General features: G+C 69.9%; 19 protein-coding genes and 1 tRNA gene. 10 read left to right on the top strand and 10 right to left on the bottom strand.

The features are described from left to right. Positions 1 to 82 precede the first annotated feature (82 nt). From OG627_RS19535 to OG627_RS19525, 3 genes are all read left to right on the top strand, one after another. Positions 83 to 577, top strand: coding sequence for a phage holin family protein (locus OG627_RS19535; RefSeq protein ID WP_329066842.1), 495 nt, complete (start codon positions 83 to 85; stop codon positions 575 to 577). Continuing rightward, the gene (locus OG627_RS19530) at positions 574 to 1,572 is read left to right on the top strand and encodes an alpha/beta fold hydrolase (RefSeq protein ID WP_329066840.1); all 999 of its coding nucleotides are present in this window, start codon (positions 574 to 576) and stop codon (positions 1,570 to 1,572) included. The genes OG627_RS19535 and OG627_RS19530 overlap by 4 nt, the downstream gene beginning before the upstream one ends. A gap of 197 nt (positions 1,573 to 1,769) precedes the next feature. Next, a complete protein-coding gene (locus OG627_RS19525) occupies positions 1,770 to 1,949 on the top strand; it encodes a hypothetical protein (RefSeq protein WP_329066838.1) in 180 nt (59 codons plus the stop codon). 50 nt (positions 1,950 to 1,999) lie between these two features. Here the strand turns inward: OG627_RS19525 and OG627_RS19520 are convergent, their stop codons facing one another. The 3 genes from OG627_RS19520 to nth form a co-directional block, all read right to left on the bottom strand. Next, entirely contained in the window at positions 2,000 to 3,199 is a 1,200-nt protein-coding gene (locus OG627_RS19520) for a MarP family serine protease (RefSeq protein ID WP_329066836.1), read from the bottom strand. 105 nt (positions 3,200 to 3,304) lie between these two features. Further along, complete coding sequence (locus tag OG627_RS19515) at positions 3,305 to 4,009, bottom strand: NUDIX hydrolase (RefSeq protein ID WP_329066833.1); 705 nt, start codon at positions 4,007 to 4,009, stop codon at positions 3,305 to 3,307. A gap of 130 nt (positions 4,010 to 4,139) precedes the next feature. Then, positions 4,140 to 4,883, bottom strand: coding sequence for an endonuclease III (gene nth, locus OG627_RS19510; protein ID WP_443073638.1), 744 nt, complete (start codon positions 4,881 to 4,883; stop codon positions 4,140 to 4,142). A 415-nt stretch (positions 4,884 to 5,298) separates the two neighbouring features. Between nth and OG627_RS19505 the strand changes: the two genes are divergently transcribed. Next, entirely contained in the window at positions 5,299 to 5,973 is a 675-nt protein-coding gene (locus OG627_RS19505; RefSeq protein WP_015034542.1) for a Crp/Fnr family transcriptional regulator, read from the top strand. Between the two features lie 309 nt (positions 5,974 to 6,282). Here the strand turns inward: OG627_RS19505 and OG627_RS19500 are convergent, their stop codons facing one another. From OG627_RS19500 to OG627_RS19485, 4 genes are all read right to left on the bottom strand, one after another. After that, positions 6,283 to 7,113, bottom strand: coding sequence for an MBL fold metallo-hydrolase (locus tag OG627_RS19500; protein WP_329066831.1), 831 nt, complete (start codon positions 7,111 to 7,113; stop codon positions 6,283 to 6,285). Then, positions 7,110 to 8,168 (bottom strand): NUDIX hydrolase, encoded by a 1,059-nt coding sequence (locus tag OG627_RS19495; protein ID WP_443073507.1) that lies wholly within the window; start codon positions 8,166 to 8,168, stop codon positions 7,110 to 7,112. Before OG627_RS19495 ends, OG627_RS19500 begins: the two co-directional genes overlap by 4 nt. Positions 8,169 to 8,515: 347 nt before the next feature. Next, positions 8,516 to 8,986, bottom strand: a complete 471-nt coding sequence (locus OG627_RS19490; RefSeq protein WP_329066829.1) for a RidA family protein — start codon at positions 8,984 to 8,986, stop codon at positions 8,516 to 8,518. Then, positions 8,983 to 9,144, bottom strand: a complete 162-nt coding sequence (locus OG627_RS19485; RefSeq protein WP_014178397.1) for a DUF4177 domain-containing protein — start codon at positions 9,142 to 9,144, stop codon at positions 8,983 to 8,985. Before OG627_RS19485 ends, OG627_RS19490 begins: the two co-directional genes overlap by 4 nt. A gap of 72 nt (positions 9,145 to 9,216) precedes the next feature. Between OG627_RS19485 and OG627_RS19480 the strand changes: the two genes are divergently transcribed. Further along, the gene (locus OG627_RS19480) at positions 9,217 to 10,182 is read left to right on the top strand and encodes an ArsA family ATPase (protein WP_329066825.1); all 966 of its coding nucleotides are present in this window, start codon (positions 9,217 to 9,219) and stop codon (positions 10,180 to 10,182) included. Between the two features lie 40 nt (positions 10,183 to 10,222). Further along, the gene (locus OG627_RS19475; protein WP_329066823.1) at positions 10,223 to 11,761 is read left to right on the top strand and encodes an ArsA family ATPase; all 1,539 of its coding nucleotides are present in this window, start codon (positions 10,223 to 10,225) and stop codon (positions 11,759 to 11,761) included. A gap of 476 nt (positions 11,762 to 12,237) precedes the next feature. On the opposite strand, the gene OG627_RS19470 is transcribed toward OG627_RS19475, so the two are convergent. Further along, positions 12,238 to 12,582 carry a WhiB family transcriptional regulator gene (locus OG627_RS19470; protein ID WP_030751176.1) on the bottom strand — a complete coding sequence of 115 codons (345 nt, stop codon included), beginning with the start codon at positions 12,580 to 12,582 and terminating at the stop codon, positions 12,238 to 12,240. Positions 12,583 to 12,990: 408 nt separating this feature from the next. Between OG627_RS19470 and OG627_RS19465 the strand changes: the two genes are divergently transcribed. Further along, positions 12,991 to 15,279 carry a transglycosylase domain-containing protein gene (locus OG627_RS19465; protein WP_329066821.1) on the top strand — a complete coding sequence of 763 codons (2,289 nt, stop codon included), beginning with the start codon at positions 12,991 to 12,993 and terminating at the stop codon, positions 15,277 to 15,279. A 379-nt stretch (positions 15,280 to 15,658) separates the two neighbouring features. On the opposite strand, the gene OG627_RS19460 is transcribed toward OG627_RS19465, so the two are convergent. After that, positions 15,659 to 16,123, bottom strand: a complete 465-nt coding sequence (locus OG627_RS19460) for a GatB/YqeY domain-containing protein (RefSeq protein ID WP_329066819.1) — start codon at positions 16,121 to 16,123, stop codon at positions 15,659 to 15,661. A gap of 76 nt (positions 16,124 to 16,199) precedes the next feature. On the opposite strand from OG627_RS19460, the gene OG627_RS19455 reads away from it, so the two are divergent. From OG627_RS19455 to OG627_RS19445, 3 genes are all read left to right on the top strand, one after another. Continuing rightward, complete coding sequence (locus tag OG627_RS19455) at positions 16,200 to 17,138, top strand: metallophosphoesterase (RefSeq protein WP_329066817.1); 939 nt, start codon at positions 16,200 to 16,202, stop codon at positions 17,136 to 17,138. A gap of 132 nt (positions 17,139 to 17,270) precedes the next feature. After that, positions 17,271 to 17,344 (top strand) — tRNA-Pro (locus OG627_RS19450). Positions 17,345 to 17,598: 254 nt separating this feature from the next. Then, positions 17,599 to 18,081, top strand: coding sequence for a hypothetical protein (locus tag OG627_RS19445; protein ID WP_329066815.1), 483 nt, complete (start codon positions 17,599 to 17,601; stop codon positions 18,079 to 18,081). A gap of 32 nt (positions 18,082 to 18,113) precedes the next feature. Here the strand turns inward: OG627_RS19445 and OG627_RS19440 are convergent, their stop codons facing one another. Then, the gene (locus OG627_RS19440; RefSeq protein WP_329066814.1) at positions 18,114 to 19,271 is read right to left on the bottom strand and encodes a hypothetical protein; all 1,158 of its coding nucleotides are present in this window, start codon (positions 19,269 to 19,271) and stop codon (positions 18,114 to 18,116) included. Positions 19,272 to 19,340 lie beyond the last annotated feature (69 nt).

The following is a 19,340-nucleotide window of genomic DNA, read 5'->3' as shown; positions in this document are numbered from 1 at the left end:
AGTCCGTCGCACGCGGCCGTGGCACGAAGCCCCGTCGCGCAGTCCACTGGCCAGAAGAGCGAGAAGGAAGAGGGAGTCACCGATGAGCGACACCGGCACGCAGACCGCCGACGCCGTCCGGACCGGCACCATTGTCGAAGCGGGCAACGCCGAGCGGAGCATCGGGCAGTTGGTCGCGTCGGCGACCGCCGAGATGTCCGCGCTGGTGCACGACGAGATCGCCCTGGTGAAGGCCGAGGTACGGCAGGACGTCAAGCGTGGCGTCATGGGCAGCGCCGCCGGTGTCGTCGCGGGGGTGTTCATCCTCTTCTCGCTGCCGGTGTTCAGCTTCGCCGCCGCCTACGGGATCCACAATCTGGGCCTCGGTCTCGCGTGGTCGTTCCTGATCGTGGGCGGGGCGTTCGTGCTGCTGGGGCTGCTGCTCGGCCTGCTCGCCGTCATGAAGTTCAAGAAGATCAAGCCCCCGGAGCGGTCCATCGCCTCGGCCAAGGAATCGGCGGCCGTGCTCCAGAACGCGAAGCCCCACCCGCGCGAGACCGGGGAAAGCACGAAGTCTGTGGCACGCTCGACTGCATGACCGCCCCCGATTCCGATCCTGTCCGCACCCCCGGCCCCTCTCCCGGCACTCCCGGCCCCGCACCGGGCTCGACTCCAGGGGTGACGCCTGCCTCCGCCGTACGTCTCGACGGCCCCTGGACCCACCGCGACGTGGCGGCCAACGGCGCGCGCTTCCACATCGCCGAGATGGGTGAAGGGCCGCTGGTGCTGCTGCTGCACGGCTTCCCGCAGTTCTGGTGGACCTGGCGCCACCAACTGCCCGCGCTGGCGGACGCGGGCTACCGCGCGGTGGCGATGGACCTGCGCGGCGTGGGCGGCAGCGACCGTACGCCCCGGGGCTACGACCCGGCCAATCTGGCCCTCGACATCACCGGCGTGGTGCGCTCCCTGGGCGAGCCGGACGCCGCGCTCGTCGGCCATGACCTGGGCGGATACCTCGCCTGGACGGCGGCGGTGATGCGGCCCAAGCTGGTGCGCAGGCTCGCGGTGTCCTCGATGCCGCACCCGCGCCGCTGGCGCTCCGCGATGCTCTCCGACTTCTCGCAGAGCCGCGCCGGCTCGTACATCTGGGGCTTTCAGCGGCCATGGGTGCCGGAGCGTCAGCTCGTCGCTGACAACGCGGCGATGGTGGGGCGGCTGCTCCGCGACTGGTCGGGGCCGGGGCTGCCCGACGAGAAGGCGATCGAGGTCTACCGGCGCGCGATGACCATCCCGTCGACGGCACACTGCTCGATCGAGCCGTACCGCTGGATGGTGCGGTCGATGGCGCGCCCCGACGGCATCCAGTTCAACCGGCGTATGAAGCGCCCGGTACGGGTGCCGACGCTGCAACTGCACGGGTCGCTCGACCCGGCGATGCGGACCCGCAGTACGGCGGGGTCGGCCGAGTTCGTCGAAGCGCCCTACCGGTGGCGGCTGTTCGACGGGCTCGGGCACTTCCCGCACGAGGAGGACCCCGCGGCGTTCTCCGCCGAACTCATCAACTGGCTCAAGGACCCGGAGCCGGACCGGTGACACACGCCGCTGACGCGGACCGCTGAAACGCGCCGCTGACGTGGACGGGTGACACGAACGGCTGAAGCGGCGCGCGGGCAGCCATCAGCATCACCCTTTGAACGCTTGTCCTACGAACAGCCAATTGCCTTACGCATAGGCCAATTGGCCGTCTCCCCCGCGATTACCGACCATGGGCCACGGGCAAAAGTCGGGGTATGGGCTGGACGCACGACTACGGTGACGCAGCACGCAACCGCCGCTCGGCCGCTGGGCCGATCACCCGCAGAAGGGGCGGCCCCGAAGATCCGGGCCATGATCCCCGGCTCGGCATTTCCCGCATCCTGCGCCGCAGGGCCCGCTGGGTCACGGCCCGGCTGCGCCATCAACGCGGCTGAGCCACTCCCTTCGCGGCCGGGGCCCCGGCCGGGGCCCCCTGCACGGCCGGTTACAGCGCACACCCCTGGGTGTCGACCTGCTGGTTCGCGGTGCGGCCCGCGGTGATGTCGTCGCGGATCTCATCGACCGTCAGCGCGTAGCCCGTCTGCGGGTCGTCGAGCGACCGGGCGAAGATCACTCCGTACACCTTGCCCTCCGGGGTGAGGAGCGGGCCGCCGGAGTTGCCCTGGCGCACGGTCGCGTAGAGCGAGTAGACGCCACGGCGGACCTCACCGCGGCGGTAGATGTCGGGGCCATTGGCGTCGATACGGCCGCGGACCCGCGCGGAGCGCACGTCGTACGCGCCGTTCTCCGGGAAGCCGGCGACGATCGCGTCGCCCTCGCTCTTGGCGTCCTGGCCGGAGAACTGGAGGGGCTTCGCCGGAAGGTTGGGCACGTCCAGTACGGCGATGTCGCGCTCCCAGTCGTAGAGGACGACCTTGGCGTCGTACAGCCGGCCCTCACCGCCTATCTGGACCGTGGGCTCCTCCACTCCGCCGACCACGTGCGCGTTGGTCATCACCCGGCGGTCGGCGAAGACGAATCCGGAGCCTTCGAGCACCTTGCCGCAGCTCGGCGCCGTACCGACGACCTTGACGATGGAACTCTTGGCGCGGGCCGCGACGGCGCTGCCGGCGAGCGCCGGGTCGGGCGGGCTGACATCCGTGATGGGTTCGTTGGCGAACGGGCTGAAGACCTGCGGGAAGCCGTTCCTGGCGAGGACGGACGAGAAGTCCGTGAACCAGTTGGACGCCTGGGAGGGCATCACCTGGGAAACCCCGTGCAGCACCTTGGAGCTGCGGACCTCCTTGCCGAGCGTCGGCAGCGAGGTGCCGGCCAGCGCGGAGCCGATCAGCCAGGCGACCAGCAGCATGGCCACGACATTGACCAGCGCCCCGCCGCTCGCGTCGAGGGCGCGGGCGGGCTGCCAGGTGATGTAGCGGCGGAGTTTGTTGCCGAGGTGGGTGGTGAACGCCTGCCCCACGGAGGCACAGACGATCACTATGACGACCGCGACGACCGCCGCCGTGGTGGAGACCTCGGCGTCCGCGGTGAGCTTGGCCCAGACCACCGGAAGGAGATAGACGGCGACGAGACCGCCGCCGAGGAAACCGAGCACCGAGAGGATGCCGACGACGAAACCCTGGCGGTAGCCGACGATGGCGAACCAGACGGCGGCGAGCAGCAGCAGGATGTCCAGCACATTCACCGTCGATAGCCTCGCTTGCTCGCAGATGGGTCTCCGGTCCCCCGCCGGCTGGGGCACAGTCGTCCGGGGGCCGCCATGGGTACAGCACGTGCGTGGGTCAGCCTGTCATGCGCGCCAGTCGAGCGGCACGTGACGGGAGCGGTCCCACCGCCGCTCCCAGCCCGCGAAGTGCAGAATCCGGTCGATCACTCCGGCGGTGAAGCCCCAGACGAGCGCGGACTCGACCAGGAAGGCCGGGCCCTGATGACCGCTGGGGTGGACGGCCGTCGCGCGATTGGCCGGATCCGTGAGATCGGCCACGGGAACGGTGAAGACCCGGGCGGTCTCGGCGGGGTCCACGGCTTCGACCGGGGTGGGGCGGCGCCACCAGCCGAGGACGGGCGTCACGACGAAGCCGCTCACCGGGATGTAGAGCCGGGGCAGCACGCTGAAGATCTGGACCCCCGACGGATCGAGCCCCGTCTCCTCCTGGGCCTCCCGCAGCGCGGCGCGCAGCGGTCCCGTGGTCGCCGGGTCGCCGTCCTCCGGGTCGAGGGCCCCGCCGGGGAAGGCGGGTTGCCCCGGATGCGAGCGCAGGCTGCTGGAGCGCTCCATGAGCAGCAGTTCGGGACCCCTGGCGCCCTCGCCGAAGAGGATGAGCACGGCGGACTGGCGCCCGCCGCCGCTCTCGGGCGGCAGGAAGCGGCTGAGCTGCTCGGGCGCGACGGTCCGCGCGGCGCCCTCGACGGGCGCGAGCCAGTCGGGCAGCCCGTCGGTGGTGACGGCGATCCCGGTCGTCGGGCCGCCGAAGCTCTCTTTAGCGTGCGTCATGGGCACCCCCGTCGTACAACGCCTTCCGTCGGCCGGATCGTTCCGCCCGTGTCCCGCTCCACTCGTTCGCGCGCGACCGCCGTGCGCGCGGGTCCGCCGCCCGTGCCCTCATACGGCCCGGCCGCCCCGGCTACTCAACACGGGCGGGGGCGGGCCTGCCCGGATACCCGGCCGGCGGATTCAGCCGCTGGCCCGGGTAGCCGCCCATCTCGTACTTGAGGAGCTTGCGCGCCTTCTCGGGGTCGGTCTCGCCCTCGCCGTACGAGGGACACAGATGCGCGATCGGGCAGGCGCCGCAGGCCGGCTTGCGGGAGTGGCAGACCCGGCGGCCGTGGAAGATCACCCGGTGCGAGAGCATCGTCCACTCGCTCTTGGGGAAGATCTCGGCGATCTCGGCCTCGACCTTCTCCGGGTCCTCCTGCTCGGTCCACTTCCAGCGGCGGACCAGCCGGCCGAAGTGGGTGTCGACCGTCAGCCCGGGGACGCCGAAGGCATTGCCCAGAACGACGTTGGCCGTTTTGCGGCCGACTCCGGGCAGCGTGACCAGATCGGCCAGCCGGCCCGGGACCTCGCCGTCGAAGCGGTCGCGCAGGGCGGTGGACAGGCCGATGAGGGACTTCGTCTTGGCCCGGAAGAAGCCCGTCGGGCGGATGACCTCCTCCAGCTCCTCCGGCACGGCCGCCGCCATGTCCTCGGGCGTCGGGTACTTCGCGAAGAGCCCGGGCGTGGTCTGGTTCACCCGCAGGTCGGTGGTCTGGGCGGAGAGGACCGTCGCCACCAGCAGTTCGAAAGGACTCCGGAAGTCCAGCTCGGGGTGGGCGTACGGATAGATCTCCGCCAGCTCGCGGTTTATCCGGCGGGCCCGGCGGACCATCGCCAGCTTCGACTCCGGCTTGCCCGTCGCCCCTTTTGCGGCTTTTTTCGTTTTCACCGAGGGCTGTTCGCCCACAGCGGAATTACGCTCCACGGACACTCTCCCAGCCCCCTTCGGCCTGCGCTGTCACCGGCGAGTTGAACACCCGGCCAGCGTAAAGCCCGGCACTGACATCCGCCCCGGCCATGGCCGATCGCCACCCGAATCGGCCCCCGCGGCACGGATGGGCACGCCCGTACGTCAAACTTGTGACTGATCGCACGGTTTCGAACAACCGGAATCCGGCAGCGGGCGAAGAAGCCCGGCGATGCCAAGCCACCCGAGAAGAAGCGGCACGTACGGCATCATGGGGACCACGGTTCCTGAGCAGGTGGGGACCCCCGGTCCCCTGAGCAGGTCGACAAGGAGAGAACACGTGGACGACGTTCTGCGGCGTGCCCCGCTCTTCGCGGCGCTCGATGACGAGCAGGCGGCAGAGCTGCGCGCCTCGATGAGTGAAGCGACGCTCGCGCGCGGAGACGCGCTCTTCCACGAGGGCGACCCGGGCGACCGCCTCTATGTGGTCACCGAGGGCAAGGTGAAGCTGCACCGCACCTCCCCCGACGGCCGCGAGAACATGCTGGCCGTGCTCGGCCCCGGCGAGCTGATCGGCGAGCTGTCGCTCTTCGACCCCGGCCCGCGCACCGCGACCGCGACCGCGCTCACCGAGGTCAAGCTCCTCGGCCTGGGCCACGGCGACCTCCAGCCCTGGCTGAACGCGCGCCCGGAAGTGGCCACGGCCCTGCTGCGCGCCGTCGCCCGACGGCTGCGCAAGACGAACGACCAGATGTCCGACCTGGTCTTCTCCGACGTTCCCGGCCGGGTGGCCCGTGCGCTCCTCGATCTGTCGCGCCGCTTCGGCGTGCAGTCGGAGGAGGGCATCCACGTGGTCCACGACCTGACCCAGGAAGAGCTGGCCCAGCTGGTCGGCGCCTCCCGCGAGACGGTCAACAAGGCACTCGCCGACTTCGCCCAGCGCGGATGGCTGCGCCTGGAGGCGCGCGCGGTGATCCTGCTCGACGTGGAGCGCCTCGCGAAGCGCTCGCGCTGAGCCGCGGCGTCCGCGCCGCCTTCCGCGCGTACGTCCGGACACTCACGTCCCGGACACTCACGCTCTGCACACTCACGAAGGGCCCCGCCGGTCGGCGGGGCCCTTCGGCCTTCCCTGCGGCTCGCCGCGCGTTCCCCGTCCGGCCTCACGGCGGCCGGCGGACCCTGTTGTCAGACCCCACCGCTATCTTTTCATTACGCAGAGTGATGAGCGATCGGTGGAGGGGGAGACATGATCACGATGTCGTCGTGGGGAGCGGCGCTGATGCCGGACGGGCCGCTGCCGGACGGACCGCTGCCGGAGGCGGCATCAGATGAGTCCGTGCTCGCGCAGGTAATCCAGTTGGGCCCGTACGGAGAGTTCGGCGGCCGGCCACAGCGACCGGTCCACCTCCGCGTACACGTGCGCCACCACCTCGGGAGCCGTGCGGTGGCCGTTCTCGACGGCGGTCTCGATCTGGGCGAGACGGTTGGCGCGGTGGGCGAGGTAGAACTCGACCGCGCCCTGGGCGTCGTCGAGGACCGGGCCGTGGCCGGGGAGGACGGTACGGACCCCGTCGTCGACCGTGAGGGAGCGCAGCCTGCGGAGCGAGTCGAGGTAGTCGCCGAGCCTTCCGTCGGGGTGCGCGACCAGTGTCGTCCCGCGCCCGAGGACGGTGTCGCCGGTCAGCACCGCGCGGTCGGCGGGGAGATGGAAGCAGAGCGAGTCGGACGTGTGGCCCGGCGCGGGGACGACCCGCAGCTCCAGTCCGCCGGTGGTGATGACATCGCCGGGGGCCAGCCCCTCGTCGCCCAGGCGCAGCGCCGGGTCCAGGGCGCGTACATGGGTGTTCGTCAGCGCCGCGAAGCGCGCCGCGCCCTCGGCGTGGTCCGGGTGGCCGTGGGTGAGGAGCGTCAGGGCCACCCGCTTGCCGGCGCTCTCGGCGGTGCTGATGACCGCCTTGAGGTGGTTGTCGTCGAGCGGGCCCGGATCGATGACGACGGCCAGCTCCGAGTCCGGCTCCGAGACGATCCAGGTGTTGGTGCCGTCGAGGGTCATCGCGGAGGGGTTGGGCGCGAGGACGTTGACGGCGCGGGCGGTGGCGGCGCCGGACAGCACGCCGCCGCGCGGCTGGCCGGGGAGGGCGGCGGCGTCGGTCATCGGGGGTCTCCGGTCGGGTTGTGCTCGCCCGGGCACCGCTGCTTGGTCGGGCGCTGCTCGGCCAGGGGCTGCTGCTCGGCCGGGCGCTGCTCGGTCGCGTGCGGAGCGCTGTCGTGGTGAGCGTCGGCGTGGTGAGGTTCGTGGCCGGGCTGGTCGCCCGCGTGCTGGGGCTCGTGACCGGGTGGCGGCTCGGGGGTGTGCGGGAGGTAGAGGCTCTTGGTGAACTCGTCGTGGCCCGGCCAGCTGAGCACCAGCCGGCCGTCCTCCAGCCGCGCCCTGGCCAGCACGGGGGTCAGATCGCGGCCCTCGGCGCCCGCGAGCACCTCGGCGGCCGTGCCGTACGGCTGGAGCTGACGCAGCGTCGAGATGGTCGGCGGCATCATCAGCAGCTCGCCCCTGTCGTACCCCCCGGTCGCCTCGTCCGGCCTGATCCACACCGTACGGTCGGCCTCGGTCGAGGCGTTCCTCGTCCGCTGTCCGGCCGGGAGCGCGGCGGCGAAGAACCAGGTGTCGTAGCGGCGCGGCTCGAACTCCGGGGTGATCCAGCGGGCCCACGCGCCGAGCAGATCGCTGCGCAGCACCAGTCCGCGCCGGTCCAGGAAGTCCGCGAAGGACAGCTCGCGGTCGACGAGTGCCACGCGGTCGTCCTCCCAGTCATCGCCGGTCGTGTCGCCCACGACGGTTTCCGGGGTCTCGCCGGCGAGCAGCACGCCCGCCTCCTCGTACGTCTCCCGTACCGCCGCGCACACGATGGCCTGCGCGGACGCGGTGTCGACGCCCAGCCGTCGCGCCCAGACGTCGCGGCCAGGACCGGCCCAGCCGACGGGCCGGTCGTCGTCGCGCGGATCGACCCCGCCACCGGGGTAGGCGTACGCGCCGGCGGCGAAGGCCATGGAGGTCCGGCGCCGCAGCATATGGACGGCGGGGCCGTCTGGCCCGTCGCGCAGGAGCATCACGGTCGCGGCGCGCCTCGCGGCCACGACCGTCAGCTCACCGGCGGCGAGGGCGCGGATCCGCTCGGGCCATTCGGGCGGGTACCACTGACCATTGGGCATGGCCGGATGCTATGCGCTGGGGCGGCGATGTTCGAGGGGCACGTGGTGCGGTACGGCCCACAGTGCCGGCCGTTGCCCGGCCGGGTCCGCCGGCGCCGTCTCCGTGCGCGACACGCACGACATGCGGGCGCACGCGTACGGGGCCGGCGCTCGGCCGACCCCGTATCAAACACTCGCATGGGACAGGCGCGTAAGACGCCTGCGTCAGACGCCCGTGCGCACACTCGGCCGGTCGGATCCCTGTCGGTCGGTCCACGGCCTATCGGTCCACAGCCGATCGGTCCAGGGTCTATCGATCCACGGCCTCTCGCGGTCCACGGCCGGTCGGACCCCGGTCGCGGCTCCGGTCAGCTCTCGGTCAGCTCGACCTGGATCTCGACCTCGACCGGCGCGTCCAGCGGCAGCACCGCCACTCCGACGGCGCTGCGCGCGTGCACTCCCTTGTCGCCCAGGACCTGGCCGAGCAGCTCGCTCGCGCCGTTGATCACGGTCGGCTGGCCCGTGAAGTCGACGGCCGAGGCGACGAAGCCGGTGACCTTGACCACGCGGGCGATCCGGTCCAGGTCTCCGACGACGGACTTCACGGCGGCCAGGGCGTTCAGCGCGCAGATACCCGCCAGCTCCTTGGCCTCCTCGGGGGTGACCTCGGCACCGACCTTGCCGGTGACCTGGAGCTTGCCCTCCACCATCGGGAGCTGCCCCGAGGTGTAGACGTACGCCCCGGACCGGACGGCCGGCTGGTAGGCGGCCAGCGGCGGCACGACCTCGGGCAGCCGGAGGCCCAGTTCGGCGAGGGTCGCTTCGACGGTCCCGCTCACGCCGCTTTCTCCCGCTTCAGATAGGCCACCAGCTGCTCCGGATTGTTCGGCCCGGGGACGACCTGGACGAGCTCCCAGCCGTCCTCGCCCCAGGTGTCCAGAATCTGCTTGGTCGCGTGCACGAGAAGGGGCACGGTCGCGTATTCCCACTTGGTCATGGAGCCGACTGTAGTCGTACCGCGAGGCGGCCTCGTGCGTAGCCCGTGGCCGTACTGGTTAGGCTCGAATACGTGAGCAGGTTCCAGGTCGTCAGCGGCAAGGGCGGTACCGGTAAGACGACGGTCGCCGCCGCACTCGCGCTCGCCCTCGCGACCGAGGGCAAGCGCACTCTCCTCGTCGAGGTCGAGGGCAGACAAGGAATCGCACAACTCTTCGAGACGGAAGCCCTTCCGTACGAAGAGCGGAAGATCGCCGTCGCGTCGGGGGGCGGCGAGGTGTACGCCCTGGCGATCGACGCCGAGCGCGCGCTCCTCGACTACCTCCAGATGTTCTACAAGCTCGGCAGCGCGGGCCGTGCGCTCAAGAAGATCGGCGCGATCGACTTCGCGACGACCATCGCGCCGGGCGTACGGGACGTCCTGCTGACCGGCAAGGCGTGCGAGGCCGTGCGCAGGCGCGACAAGCAGGGACGTTTCACCTACGACTACGTGGTGATGGACGCGCCTCCCACCGGCCGCATCACCCGCTTCCTGAACGTGAACGACGAAGTGGCGGGGCTGGCGAAGATCGGCCCCATACACAATCAGGCGCAGGCGGTGATGCGCGTCCTGAAGTCGCCGGGGACGGCCGTGCATCTGGTCACCCTGCTGGAGGAGATGCCGGTCCAGGAGACGGCGGACGGCATCGCCGAGCTGAAGGCCGCCGAACTGCCGGTCGGCAAGGTCATCGTGAACATGGTGCGCCCCCACCTGCTGGACGAGGCGGCCGTCCGGGCGGCGGCCGGCGACCGGCGCAAGGAGGTCGCCAGGGCGCTGGCGACGGCCGGGGTGCCCGCGCCCACGAAGCTCGTGGGACCGCTCCTCGAACAGGCGGCGGAGCACGCCCAGCGCGTCGAGCTGGAGCGCGAGCAGCGGGCCGTCCTGGCGAAACTCGGGCTGCCCACGTACGAACTCCCGCTCGTCGGGGAGGGGATGGACCTCGCCGGTCTCTACCGGCTGGCGGGCGAGCTTCGGCGACTTGGGGAGGTCTTCTCATGACCACGCACCCGGTGACTGCCCCCGGACCGGAGGTCTCCCGATGACCCTGGACTCCGCGGCCGCCCCGCTCGACATCGATCCGCTCCTCGACGACCCGGACACCCGCATCATCGTGTGCTGCGGCTCCGGCGGTGTCGGCAAGACCACGACGGCGGCGGCCCTGGGCGTACGGGCGGCCGAGCGCGGGCGCAAGGCCGTCGTCCTCACCATCGACCCGGCGCGCAGGCTCGCCCAGTCGATGGGCATCGACGAGCTGGGCAACACGCCGCGGCGGGTCAAGGGCGTGGAGGGGCCCGGTGAGCTGCACGCCATGATGCTCGACATGAAGCGGACCTTCGACGAGGTCGTCGAGGCGCACACGGACGCGGAGCGGGCCCGCTCCATTCTGGAGAATCCCTTCTACCAGTCCCTGTCGGCCGGCTTCGCGGGCACGCAGGAGTACATGGCGATGGAGAAGCTGGGACAGCTGCGGGCCCGCGACGAGTGGGACCTGATCATCGTCGACACTCCGCCGTCCCGTTCCGCGCTGGACTTCCTGGACGCGCCGAAGCGGCTCGGGTCCTTCCTGGACGGGAAGTTCATCAGGCTGCTGATGGCTCCGGCGAAGGTGGGCGGCCGCGCGGGGATGAAGTTCCTGAATGTCGGCATGTCGATGATGACGGGCACGCTCGGCAAGCTGCTCGGCGGTCAGTTCCTGCGCGACGTACAGACGTTCGTGACGGCGATGGACACGATGTTCGGCGGTTTCCGTACCCGGGCGGACGCGACGTACCGGCTGCTCCAGGCGCCGGGGACGGCGTTCCTCGTGGTCGCGGCGCCGGAGCGGGACGCGCTGCGGGAGGCGGCGTACTTCGTGGAGCGGCTGGCGGCCGAGGAGATGCCACTGGCCGGGCTGGTCCTCAACCGGGTCCACGGCAGCGGGGCGGCGCGGCTGTCGGCGGAGCGGGCGCGGGCCGCCGCGGAAAATCTTGAAGAGGGCCGCATTGTGGATCAAGCGGCGGGGAAAGCTGAGAAGAGTGGCACTGCAGCACCGGTCGGCTCCTCTCCCGAAGCCGCCGAGGCGCATGAGCCCGTAGACCCCGAACCCGAAGTCGCTGTGGCCGAAGCCGAGGAATCCGCCGCGGATTCCGGAGCTTCCGATGCCACGGAGAGCCGCCGCCCGCAATCACCCACGCCTGATCCGTCCGGTCCGCCCGACCCTCCCGGGCTGTCCGGTCGGTCCGGGCCGTCCGGTCCATCCGGTGCGCCTGGTCCGTCCGACGTACCCGATCCGTCCGGTGTACCTGATCCGTCCGACGTACCCGAAGTGCCGGTCCCGTCCGCATCCGTACCGTCCGCCGAGTCCACCGACGCGACAGCTTCTGTCACAAGTGTGGAACAGCTGACGGCCGGTCTACTGCGCCTGCACACCGAGCGGATGCAGGTTCTCGCGCGTGAGCAGCGCACGCGTGATCGCTTCACCGCGCTCCACCCCGAGGTGGCGGTGGTCGAGGTGGCCGCGCTGCCCGGGGACGTTCATGACCTCGCCGGGCTGAGGGCCATCGGCGATCGCCTCGCGTCCGGCCGTACCGCCGAATAGCCGCCCGGCCGGGGCGTGGTGGCAGGCGTCCGGGGCGTGGTGGCAGGCGTAAGGGCGCGGCGGCAGCACAAGAGCAGCGGACATCCAGGCAGGGCGCGGCACGGCGCGATACGGCACCGCAATGCACTGCACTGCACTGCACTGCACTGCACCGAACTGAACTGGCCTGCACTGGCACAGCGCGACACGGCACGGCGACGGGCGCGCTGGACAGATGCCCCCGGACGTCCGCGGACCCCCGGGGAAAATCGCCCCGAACAGACGCCCGGACGGGGCGGACAGCCGCTCCGGCCTGCACGTACGGCTACGTACGCACGTAACCGCGCATGCACCGAAGCGCTTCCGCCCCACCGCCGAGACACGCCGACTGACCTGGGAGGGGTTACCCGCCGGGCCGGGGCCGGGGGCCGGCTGTCGGACCGTACCGGACCGACCCGGACCATCCCGGGAACTCGTGGTGACTACTGCCCCACCGGCTACCCCACCGCCGCGTACGTCTCGTACGTCTCGTCATCCTCCAAGCCCACGGGCAGCAGGCCCGCGCCGCGCTCGTACTCCGTACGCGCCGTCTCCAGCAGCCGCCGCCACGAGGTGACGGTCGGGCGCCGGCGCAGCAGCGCACGGCGCTCACGCTCCGTCATCCCACCCCACACGCCGAATTCGACGCGATTGTCCAACGCGTCGGCCAGGCATTCCGTACGCACCGGGCATCCGGTGCACACAGCCTTGGCCCTGTTCTGCGCCGCGCCCTGTACGAACAGTTCATCTGGATCGGTAGTGCGGCAAGCTGCCTGCGCACTCCAGTCGGTTACCCAGCCCATGCTGGCGCCGTCCTCTCCCGAATCGAGGCTCCCCCACGGCGGCAGCGGCATATTCACCGTTGCCAGTTGAGGACGTTACGGAAGGCGGGCACAGCGCAACACCCCCTTCGGGCCCAATCTTGAATGGCCCGAACGGACTATGCGTACGCGGCAGATCACCCAGGGGAGTGACCCGAGGGCATAAAGAACTAATCCGACAGAGTCGGATATTTCAGTTGAGCCACAACAGGACATTCACCAATGGAGAACAACGTTTCGGACATCGCTTCTCGCGACTTCTGGCACTTTCGGGTTCACGGGAAGTTCATCGGCGGGTCTTGATGCGCGACCGCACTGCTGTGACAGTTGGGGACAGCTTAGGCCAGAGCCTTGACGCGTGTCCGGCGATTGAGAACGTAGGCTGCCCCCATGCCAAAAAAGCGCTCGGGCGGGGGTCTGACCGGGACCCAGCAGGCCGCCAAATTCCTCGGTGTCAGCGTGCTCGCGGGAGCGGTGATGGCGGGAATCGCCATGCCGGCCTTCGGCGCCCTGGGGCTCGCGGCCAAGGGGACGGTCGAAGGATTCGACGAGATCCCCGCCAACCTCAAGACTCCGCCCCTGAGCCAGCGCACCACGATCCTGGACTCCACGGGCGGCAAGATCGCCACGGTCTACTCGCGTGACCGCACGGTCGTGCCCCTGAAGGACATCTCGCCGTACATGCAGAAGGCGATCGTCGCGATCGAGGACTCGCGCTTCTACGAGCACGGGGCCATCGACCTGAAGGGCGTCCTGCGCGCGGTCAACCGCAACGCGCAGTCGGGCGGTGTCGCCCAGGGCGCCTCGACCCTGACCCAGCAGTACGTGAAGAACGTGTTCGTGGAGGAGGCCGGCGACGACCCGGACAAGGTCGCGGAGGCCACCCAGCAGACCCTGGGCCGCAAGATCCAGGAGCTGAAGTACGCGATCCAGGTCGAGGAGGAGCTGGGCAAGAAGAAGATCCTCGAGAACTATCTGAACATCACCTTCTTCGGGCAGCAGGCCTACGGCATCGAGGCCGCCGCCCAGCGCTACTTCTCCAAGCCGGCCAAGGACCTGACGCTCCCGGAGTCGGCCATGCTGGCGGGCATCGTCCAGTCGCCGACCCGGTACGACCCGGTCAACGACGAGGAGGAGGCGACCAAGCGGCGCAACACCGTGCTCCAGCGGCTGGCCGCCGTCGGCGCCGTCTCCCAGAAGGAGGCGGACAAGGCGAAGGCCGAGCCGATCGCGCTGAAGGTGAGCCGCCCCAAGAACGGCTGCATCACGGCGGTGAGCGGCGCGGGCTTCTTCTGCGACTACGTGCGCAACGTGTTCCTGACCGACCCGGCCTTCGGCAAGACGCGCGAGGAGCGGGGCAAGGTCTGGAACCAGGGCGGTCTGACGATCCGTACGACGCTCGACCCGCAGGCCCAGAACGCCGCACAGGACTCGATCAAGAACCACGTCTACAAGACCGACGAGGTCGCGACGGCACTGACGATCGTCGAGCCCGGCACCGGCAAGATCCTGGCGATGGGGCAGTCACGGCCGTACGGCTTCAAGAAGAACGAGACGCAGATCAACCTCTCCGTCGACCAGCGGATGGGCGGCGGCGCCGGATACCAGCCGGGGTCGACCTTCAAGCCGATCGTCGCGGCCGCGGCCCTGGAACAGAACATCCCGGTCACGCAGTCCTATCCGTCCCCGTACGAGATGGACTATCCGAGCCCGATCTCCACGTGCGCCGGGAACTACGTGAACTCCAGTAGCGAGCAGGTGGAGAACGAGGACGAGTCCGAGGTCGGTCCGTACGCGATGAAGGAGGCGATGGCCAAGTCGGTCAACACCTACTTCGTCCAGATGATCGCCCAGACCGGGACCTGCCCCGTCTCCAAGCTGGCCGGGAAGCTCGGCGTCAACCGGGCCGACGGGAACAAGCTGAGCACCGGCCCGGCCATCGCGCTGGGTACGGAGGAGATGTCGCCGCTGACCATGGCCCAGGCGTACGCCACCTTCGCGTCCCGGGGCACGCGGTGCGCCCCGATCGCCATCCAGTCGATCACCGGCCCGGACAAGAAGTCGATCCCGGTGCCGAAGGCTTCGTGCGAGCGCGTGATGTCGGAGAAGACGGCCGACACCATCACCGCGCTGCTGAAGGGCGTGGTCGAGGACGGTACGGGTACGGCGGCGGGCCTCAGCGACCGGCCGAGCGCGGGCAAGACCGGTACGACGGACGGCCGTTACGCGGCCTGGTTCACCGGCTACACGCCGAACATGGCGACGTCCGTGTGGGTCGGCGACCCGGCGCACAAGAAGCGCATGATCGACATCAACATCGGCGGTCAGTACCACGACAAGGTGTACGGCGGTGACACTCCGGGACCGATCTGGCGTGACGCGATGAGCGGGGCGCTGTCGGGACGTACGGTCGAGAATTTCAACGACATCAAGATCCCGGACCCGCAGAAGGACAAGGACCGGAACAAGCCGGGCAACGACCAGAGCAGCGACCCGGGCGGTGACCAGAGCGGTGACCAGGGCGGTCAGGGAGACAACCAGGGCGCCGCGCAGGGCGGGGACAACGGGGGCGGTGGGAATTCGGGCGACAACGGCCCGTCGCTCCCCGACTTCCCGGGGTTCCCGGGCGGCACGAGTCGCGGGAGCAACGGCAGTGGGGGCGGGGGGAACGGTCCCTGACAGCCGGGTGGCCCGGAGGTCAGGGCCGGGAGGCCGGTGACGGGCCGGTGACGGGGCCTGCCGGGCTCGGGAGCCGCGGTGACGGGCCTTTGACGGGCCTGTCGGCTCCGGGCCGGCCGGTGTAGCTGTCCGGTGTAGCTATCCGGTGTAGAGCGGGAAACGGCGGCGGCCGGTGGGAGTGTCCACCGGCCGCCGTTGGCGTGTACGGGGGCGGTGCGGGGTGCGGGTGTAGGGGCTGCGGGGGTACGGAGGGGCGGCGCGTGGCCCCCGCACTCCGTACACCCGTACACCCGTGCACATGCGCACCGGCCCCCGTACAGCCACGGCGCGTACAGCTACGGCACGACAGCCACGGCCCCTACCCGGGTGGCGGCGGCGGTCAGCCCGCGAGCGTCCGCTTCACGGTCGCGGCGACCCGGCCGCCGTCCGCGCGGCCGGCCACCTTCGGGTTCACGATCTTCATGACGGCGCCGATCGCGCGCGGCCCCTCGGCCCCGGCGGCCCTCGCCTCGCCCACGGCCTGGGCCACGATCTCGCCCAGCTCGTCGTCGCTCAGCTGCTTCGGCAGATACGCGTCGAGGAGCACGCCCTCCGCCTTCTCACGCTCGGCCTGCTCGGCGCGGCCGCCGGCGGCGAACGCCTCGGCCGCCTCGCGGCGCTTCTTCGCCTCCTTCGCGATCACCTTCTGCACCTCGTCGTCGGAGAGCACGCGCGGCTTGGTGCCCGCGACCTCCTCCTTGGTGATCGCGGTGAGGGTCAGCCGGAGCGTGGCGGAGCGCAGCTCGTCGCGCGCCCTGATGGCTTCGGTGAGGTCTTCCTTCAGCTTGGACTTGAGGCTGGTCATGGGCCAAGTGTGGCAGGTGCGCGGCCGAACCCGCCCGCGGATTTCACCGCCGTACGGTGTCTGCGACCATGGGCGGATGCGCGCACGCTACGGGGTTCCCCTGAAAATCACCGCAGGCATCGCGGCAGCCGGCGCGGCCGGCCTCGCCTACGCCGCCGGATTCGAAGCCCGCTCGTTCCGGGTGCGGAGGATCTCCGTACCCGTCCTGCCGCGCGGAATGCGTGACCTGCGAGTTCTCCAGGTCTCCGACATCCACATGGTGAGCGGACAGCGCAAGAAGCAGCGCTGGCTCCAGTCGCTGGCCGGGCTGCGTCCCGACTTCGTGGTCAACACGGGCGACAACCTCTCGGACCCGGACGCCGTACCGGAGGTGCTGGACGCGCTGGGGCCGCTGATGGAGTTCCCGGGCGTCTATGTCTTCGGCTCGAACGACTACTACGGCCCCAAGCTCCGCAACCCGGCCCGCTACCTCCTCGAAAAGACCCAGGGCCGCCACGGCCTGAACGGCAACGCCCCGGCCGTGTCCGCCGTCCACAACCCGTGGGAACCGATGCGGGACACCTTCGACGCGGCGGGCTGGGTGAGCCTCAACAACGCGCGCGGCCGGCTCAAGCTCGACGGCCGCGAGATCGCCTTCACCGGCGTCGACGACCCGCACATCAAGCGGGACCGGTACGACCGCGTCGCCGGCGGCCCCGCCCAGGACGCCGACCTCTCGATCGGCGTGGTCCACGCGCCCTACCTGCGCTCCCTGGACTCCTTCACCGCCGACGGTTACCCCCTGATCCTCGCGGGCCACACCCACGGCGGCCAGCTGTGCATCCCCTTTTACGGCGCCCTGGTCACCAACTGCGACCTGGACACTGACCGCGTGAAGGGCCTCTCCACCCACCACTCCGGCGGCCACACCTCCTACCTCCACGTCTCGGCGGGCTGCGGCACCAACCGCTACACCCCGGTCCGCTTCGCCTGCCCGCCGGAGGTCACCCTGCTGACCCTGACGGCCCGGGCCTGACCCCGGGCCCGCCCCGGCCCGGACACCGCCCCTGACCGCGCCCCTGACCCCGGCCACGGCCCCCGAAACCGGATTTCGTCTCCGGCCAGCGGTGGGCTAAAGTAATCGATGTCGCCGCGACACGGGCGGCATCGGGGTGTAGCGCAGCTTGGCAGCGCGCTTCGTTCGGGACGAAGAGGTCGTGGGTTCAAATCCCGCCACCCCGACAGCTGAAACACCAGGTCAGGGGCCTGATCCGCATCGCGGGTCATGCCCCTCCTGCATCTCTGGTGATCGTTTGGGAGAAATCTGGGAGAAGATCTTGGTCATAGTCTCCCAGCGGGCACCTGCTCTCCTCCCTTACGGTGAGGTGCGTAGCAGGGATCGCCGTATGCGTATTCGTGAATCGGCGACCCCAAGACCGGCGCGGTTGGAACCGAGCCAACCAGGGGGGCAAGTGGAGCCGAGAAGTGCAGCAGCGGTGGGAATCGACTTTCCGTACACCGCGCGTACCACCTGCTATATCGAGGTTCATGATGACGGCAGAGTCACCCATGGCAACGATCGGGCCGCCTACGAGCGCGCTGTCGCCGGAAAGTCGCGGCTGTTCGCCGTCTGGCCCGGCGAGTGGTCGAGCGACCTGTTCATGATCGACGACCTCGACGAGTACGCCAAAGCTCAGGGGATCAAGCATGACCAGAACCGGACCGGGCTGGAGGAACACGTCCACGACGTGAAGTGGACTGAGGCGACGGGCCGCAACCCCAATCCCCGGAGTCCGTACATCAGCATCCGGCTCACGCTGACATGCGGGTGCGAAATCCGTGACTTGGGCACCTTCGCGAGCCAGATGCAGGAGCAGCGGGGATGGGCCATCGCGACCAGTGTTGGGTGGGGCAGCAGCAGTGGCCCCGAAGGTACGTCCTACTCCCTGCGGGTGCGACGGAAGAGTCTCGGCATCTGAGTGCCTGCAGCAAGGGCAGGGGCGCGGCGTACTTACGCGTGGTCTCCGGTGCGCGCCGCCCCCTCGGGTTCGTCCGCCGCGGACGGGTGGACGTACCTGCCCTCGCTAAACGGGGTGAACCACGCCTTGAACGCCATCGGTGTCACGCCGAGAGCCTCTCCGACGGCGCTCTCGTCGATGCCGTCCATGGAGTCGTCGTAGAGCCACTCGTGATCCATGTCCTCGTAAACGTTGTCAGCGAACGAGTCGAGTGCGGCCGAGACGCCGTCGCCGAGCAGCCCGAAAGTTTCCAGTGTCACGTTGGTCTCAGTCAGCAATAGCTTCAGCGCGAGTTCCTCAGCAACACAGCTGAGCTGCTGGAAGCTGCCGTCTGTGAACCGGGTGGTCATGGCGATGACCGTTACCAGGAAGCGGCGAGCGAAACGAGCGTCGTACTGGAGGGCGTATCGCTCGGGAAGGTCCTCGAAGTGCCACAGGGGACCGCCGCATTCAGCAGTGGTGGTGTCCTCCTGCGTCAGGGTCTGCACGTCTTGGAACAGCTCGTCCACCAAGATGTCGGTCGCGTACACCAAGGCACCGGCAGCAAGTTTGGCGTCCTCCGGCGAGACGGCGAACTTGATGGCGTCTTCTTCCTCCTCGTCGCCTTCGGCGTCCAGGACGCCGAACATCACTGGCGGGAAGGAGCGCAGGTCATCTGCCAGCGCCAGCATCTGACCGCGTACCGCTTCAGCTTTCGCCTCGGCGTCGTAGCCCTCCCTGTCGTCCTTGGCCGTGGGGCTCTCGGTATGCCGCGCCTTACGGTCTGCCAGACCATCGGGCGGGGCATCGGGACCGTCGGCAGCGGCGAGACTCTCCTGGGCGAGCTCCGGGTGCAGTTCGACCTCACATCGCTCGATCTGCCAGTCGGCCAACAGCTCCGATCTTTCCAGCAGTTCACCCACGACTGACCGGACAGCCTCCTCCGCGAACTCCAGAGCCGCCGCATCCACGAACACCTTCAGAAGCGCGCCGCCTGGATAGACGGCCACGACGGTGTCGAGAAGATCGACTTCCATGCCATCGGGCCCCTCAATCGCCTCGACCGAGGCAAAACCATCTTCGATGAGGGCCACCGCGCCAGTGCGTTGAAGTGGGTCCATCTCCGGAGTGTTCTTGGGTATGAGGGCGTCCACAGTCACTACGTATGTCACGCCCCTGATCCTGGCAGCAATATGCCGCGCGATGGGGAAGAATCCACTTAAACGCCCGCAGTGCCCCGC

It is taken from the genome of Streptomyces sp. NBC_01429 (assembly GCF_036231945.1).
Classification (GTDB): Bacteria; Actinomycetota; Actinomycetes; order Streptomycetales; family Streptomycetaceae; genus Streptomyces.
Note: the sequence above shows the minus strand (reverse complement) of the source record. Positions and strands in the feature narration are given on the sequence as shown.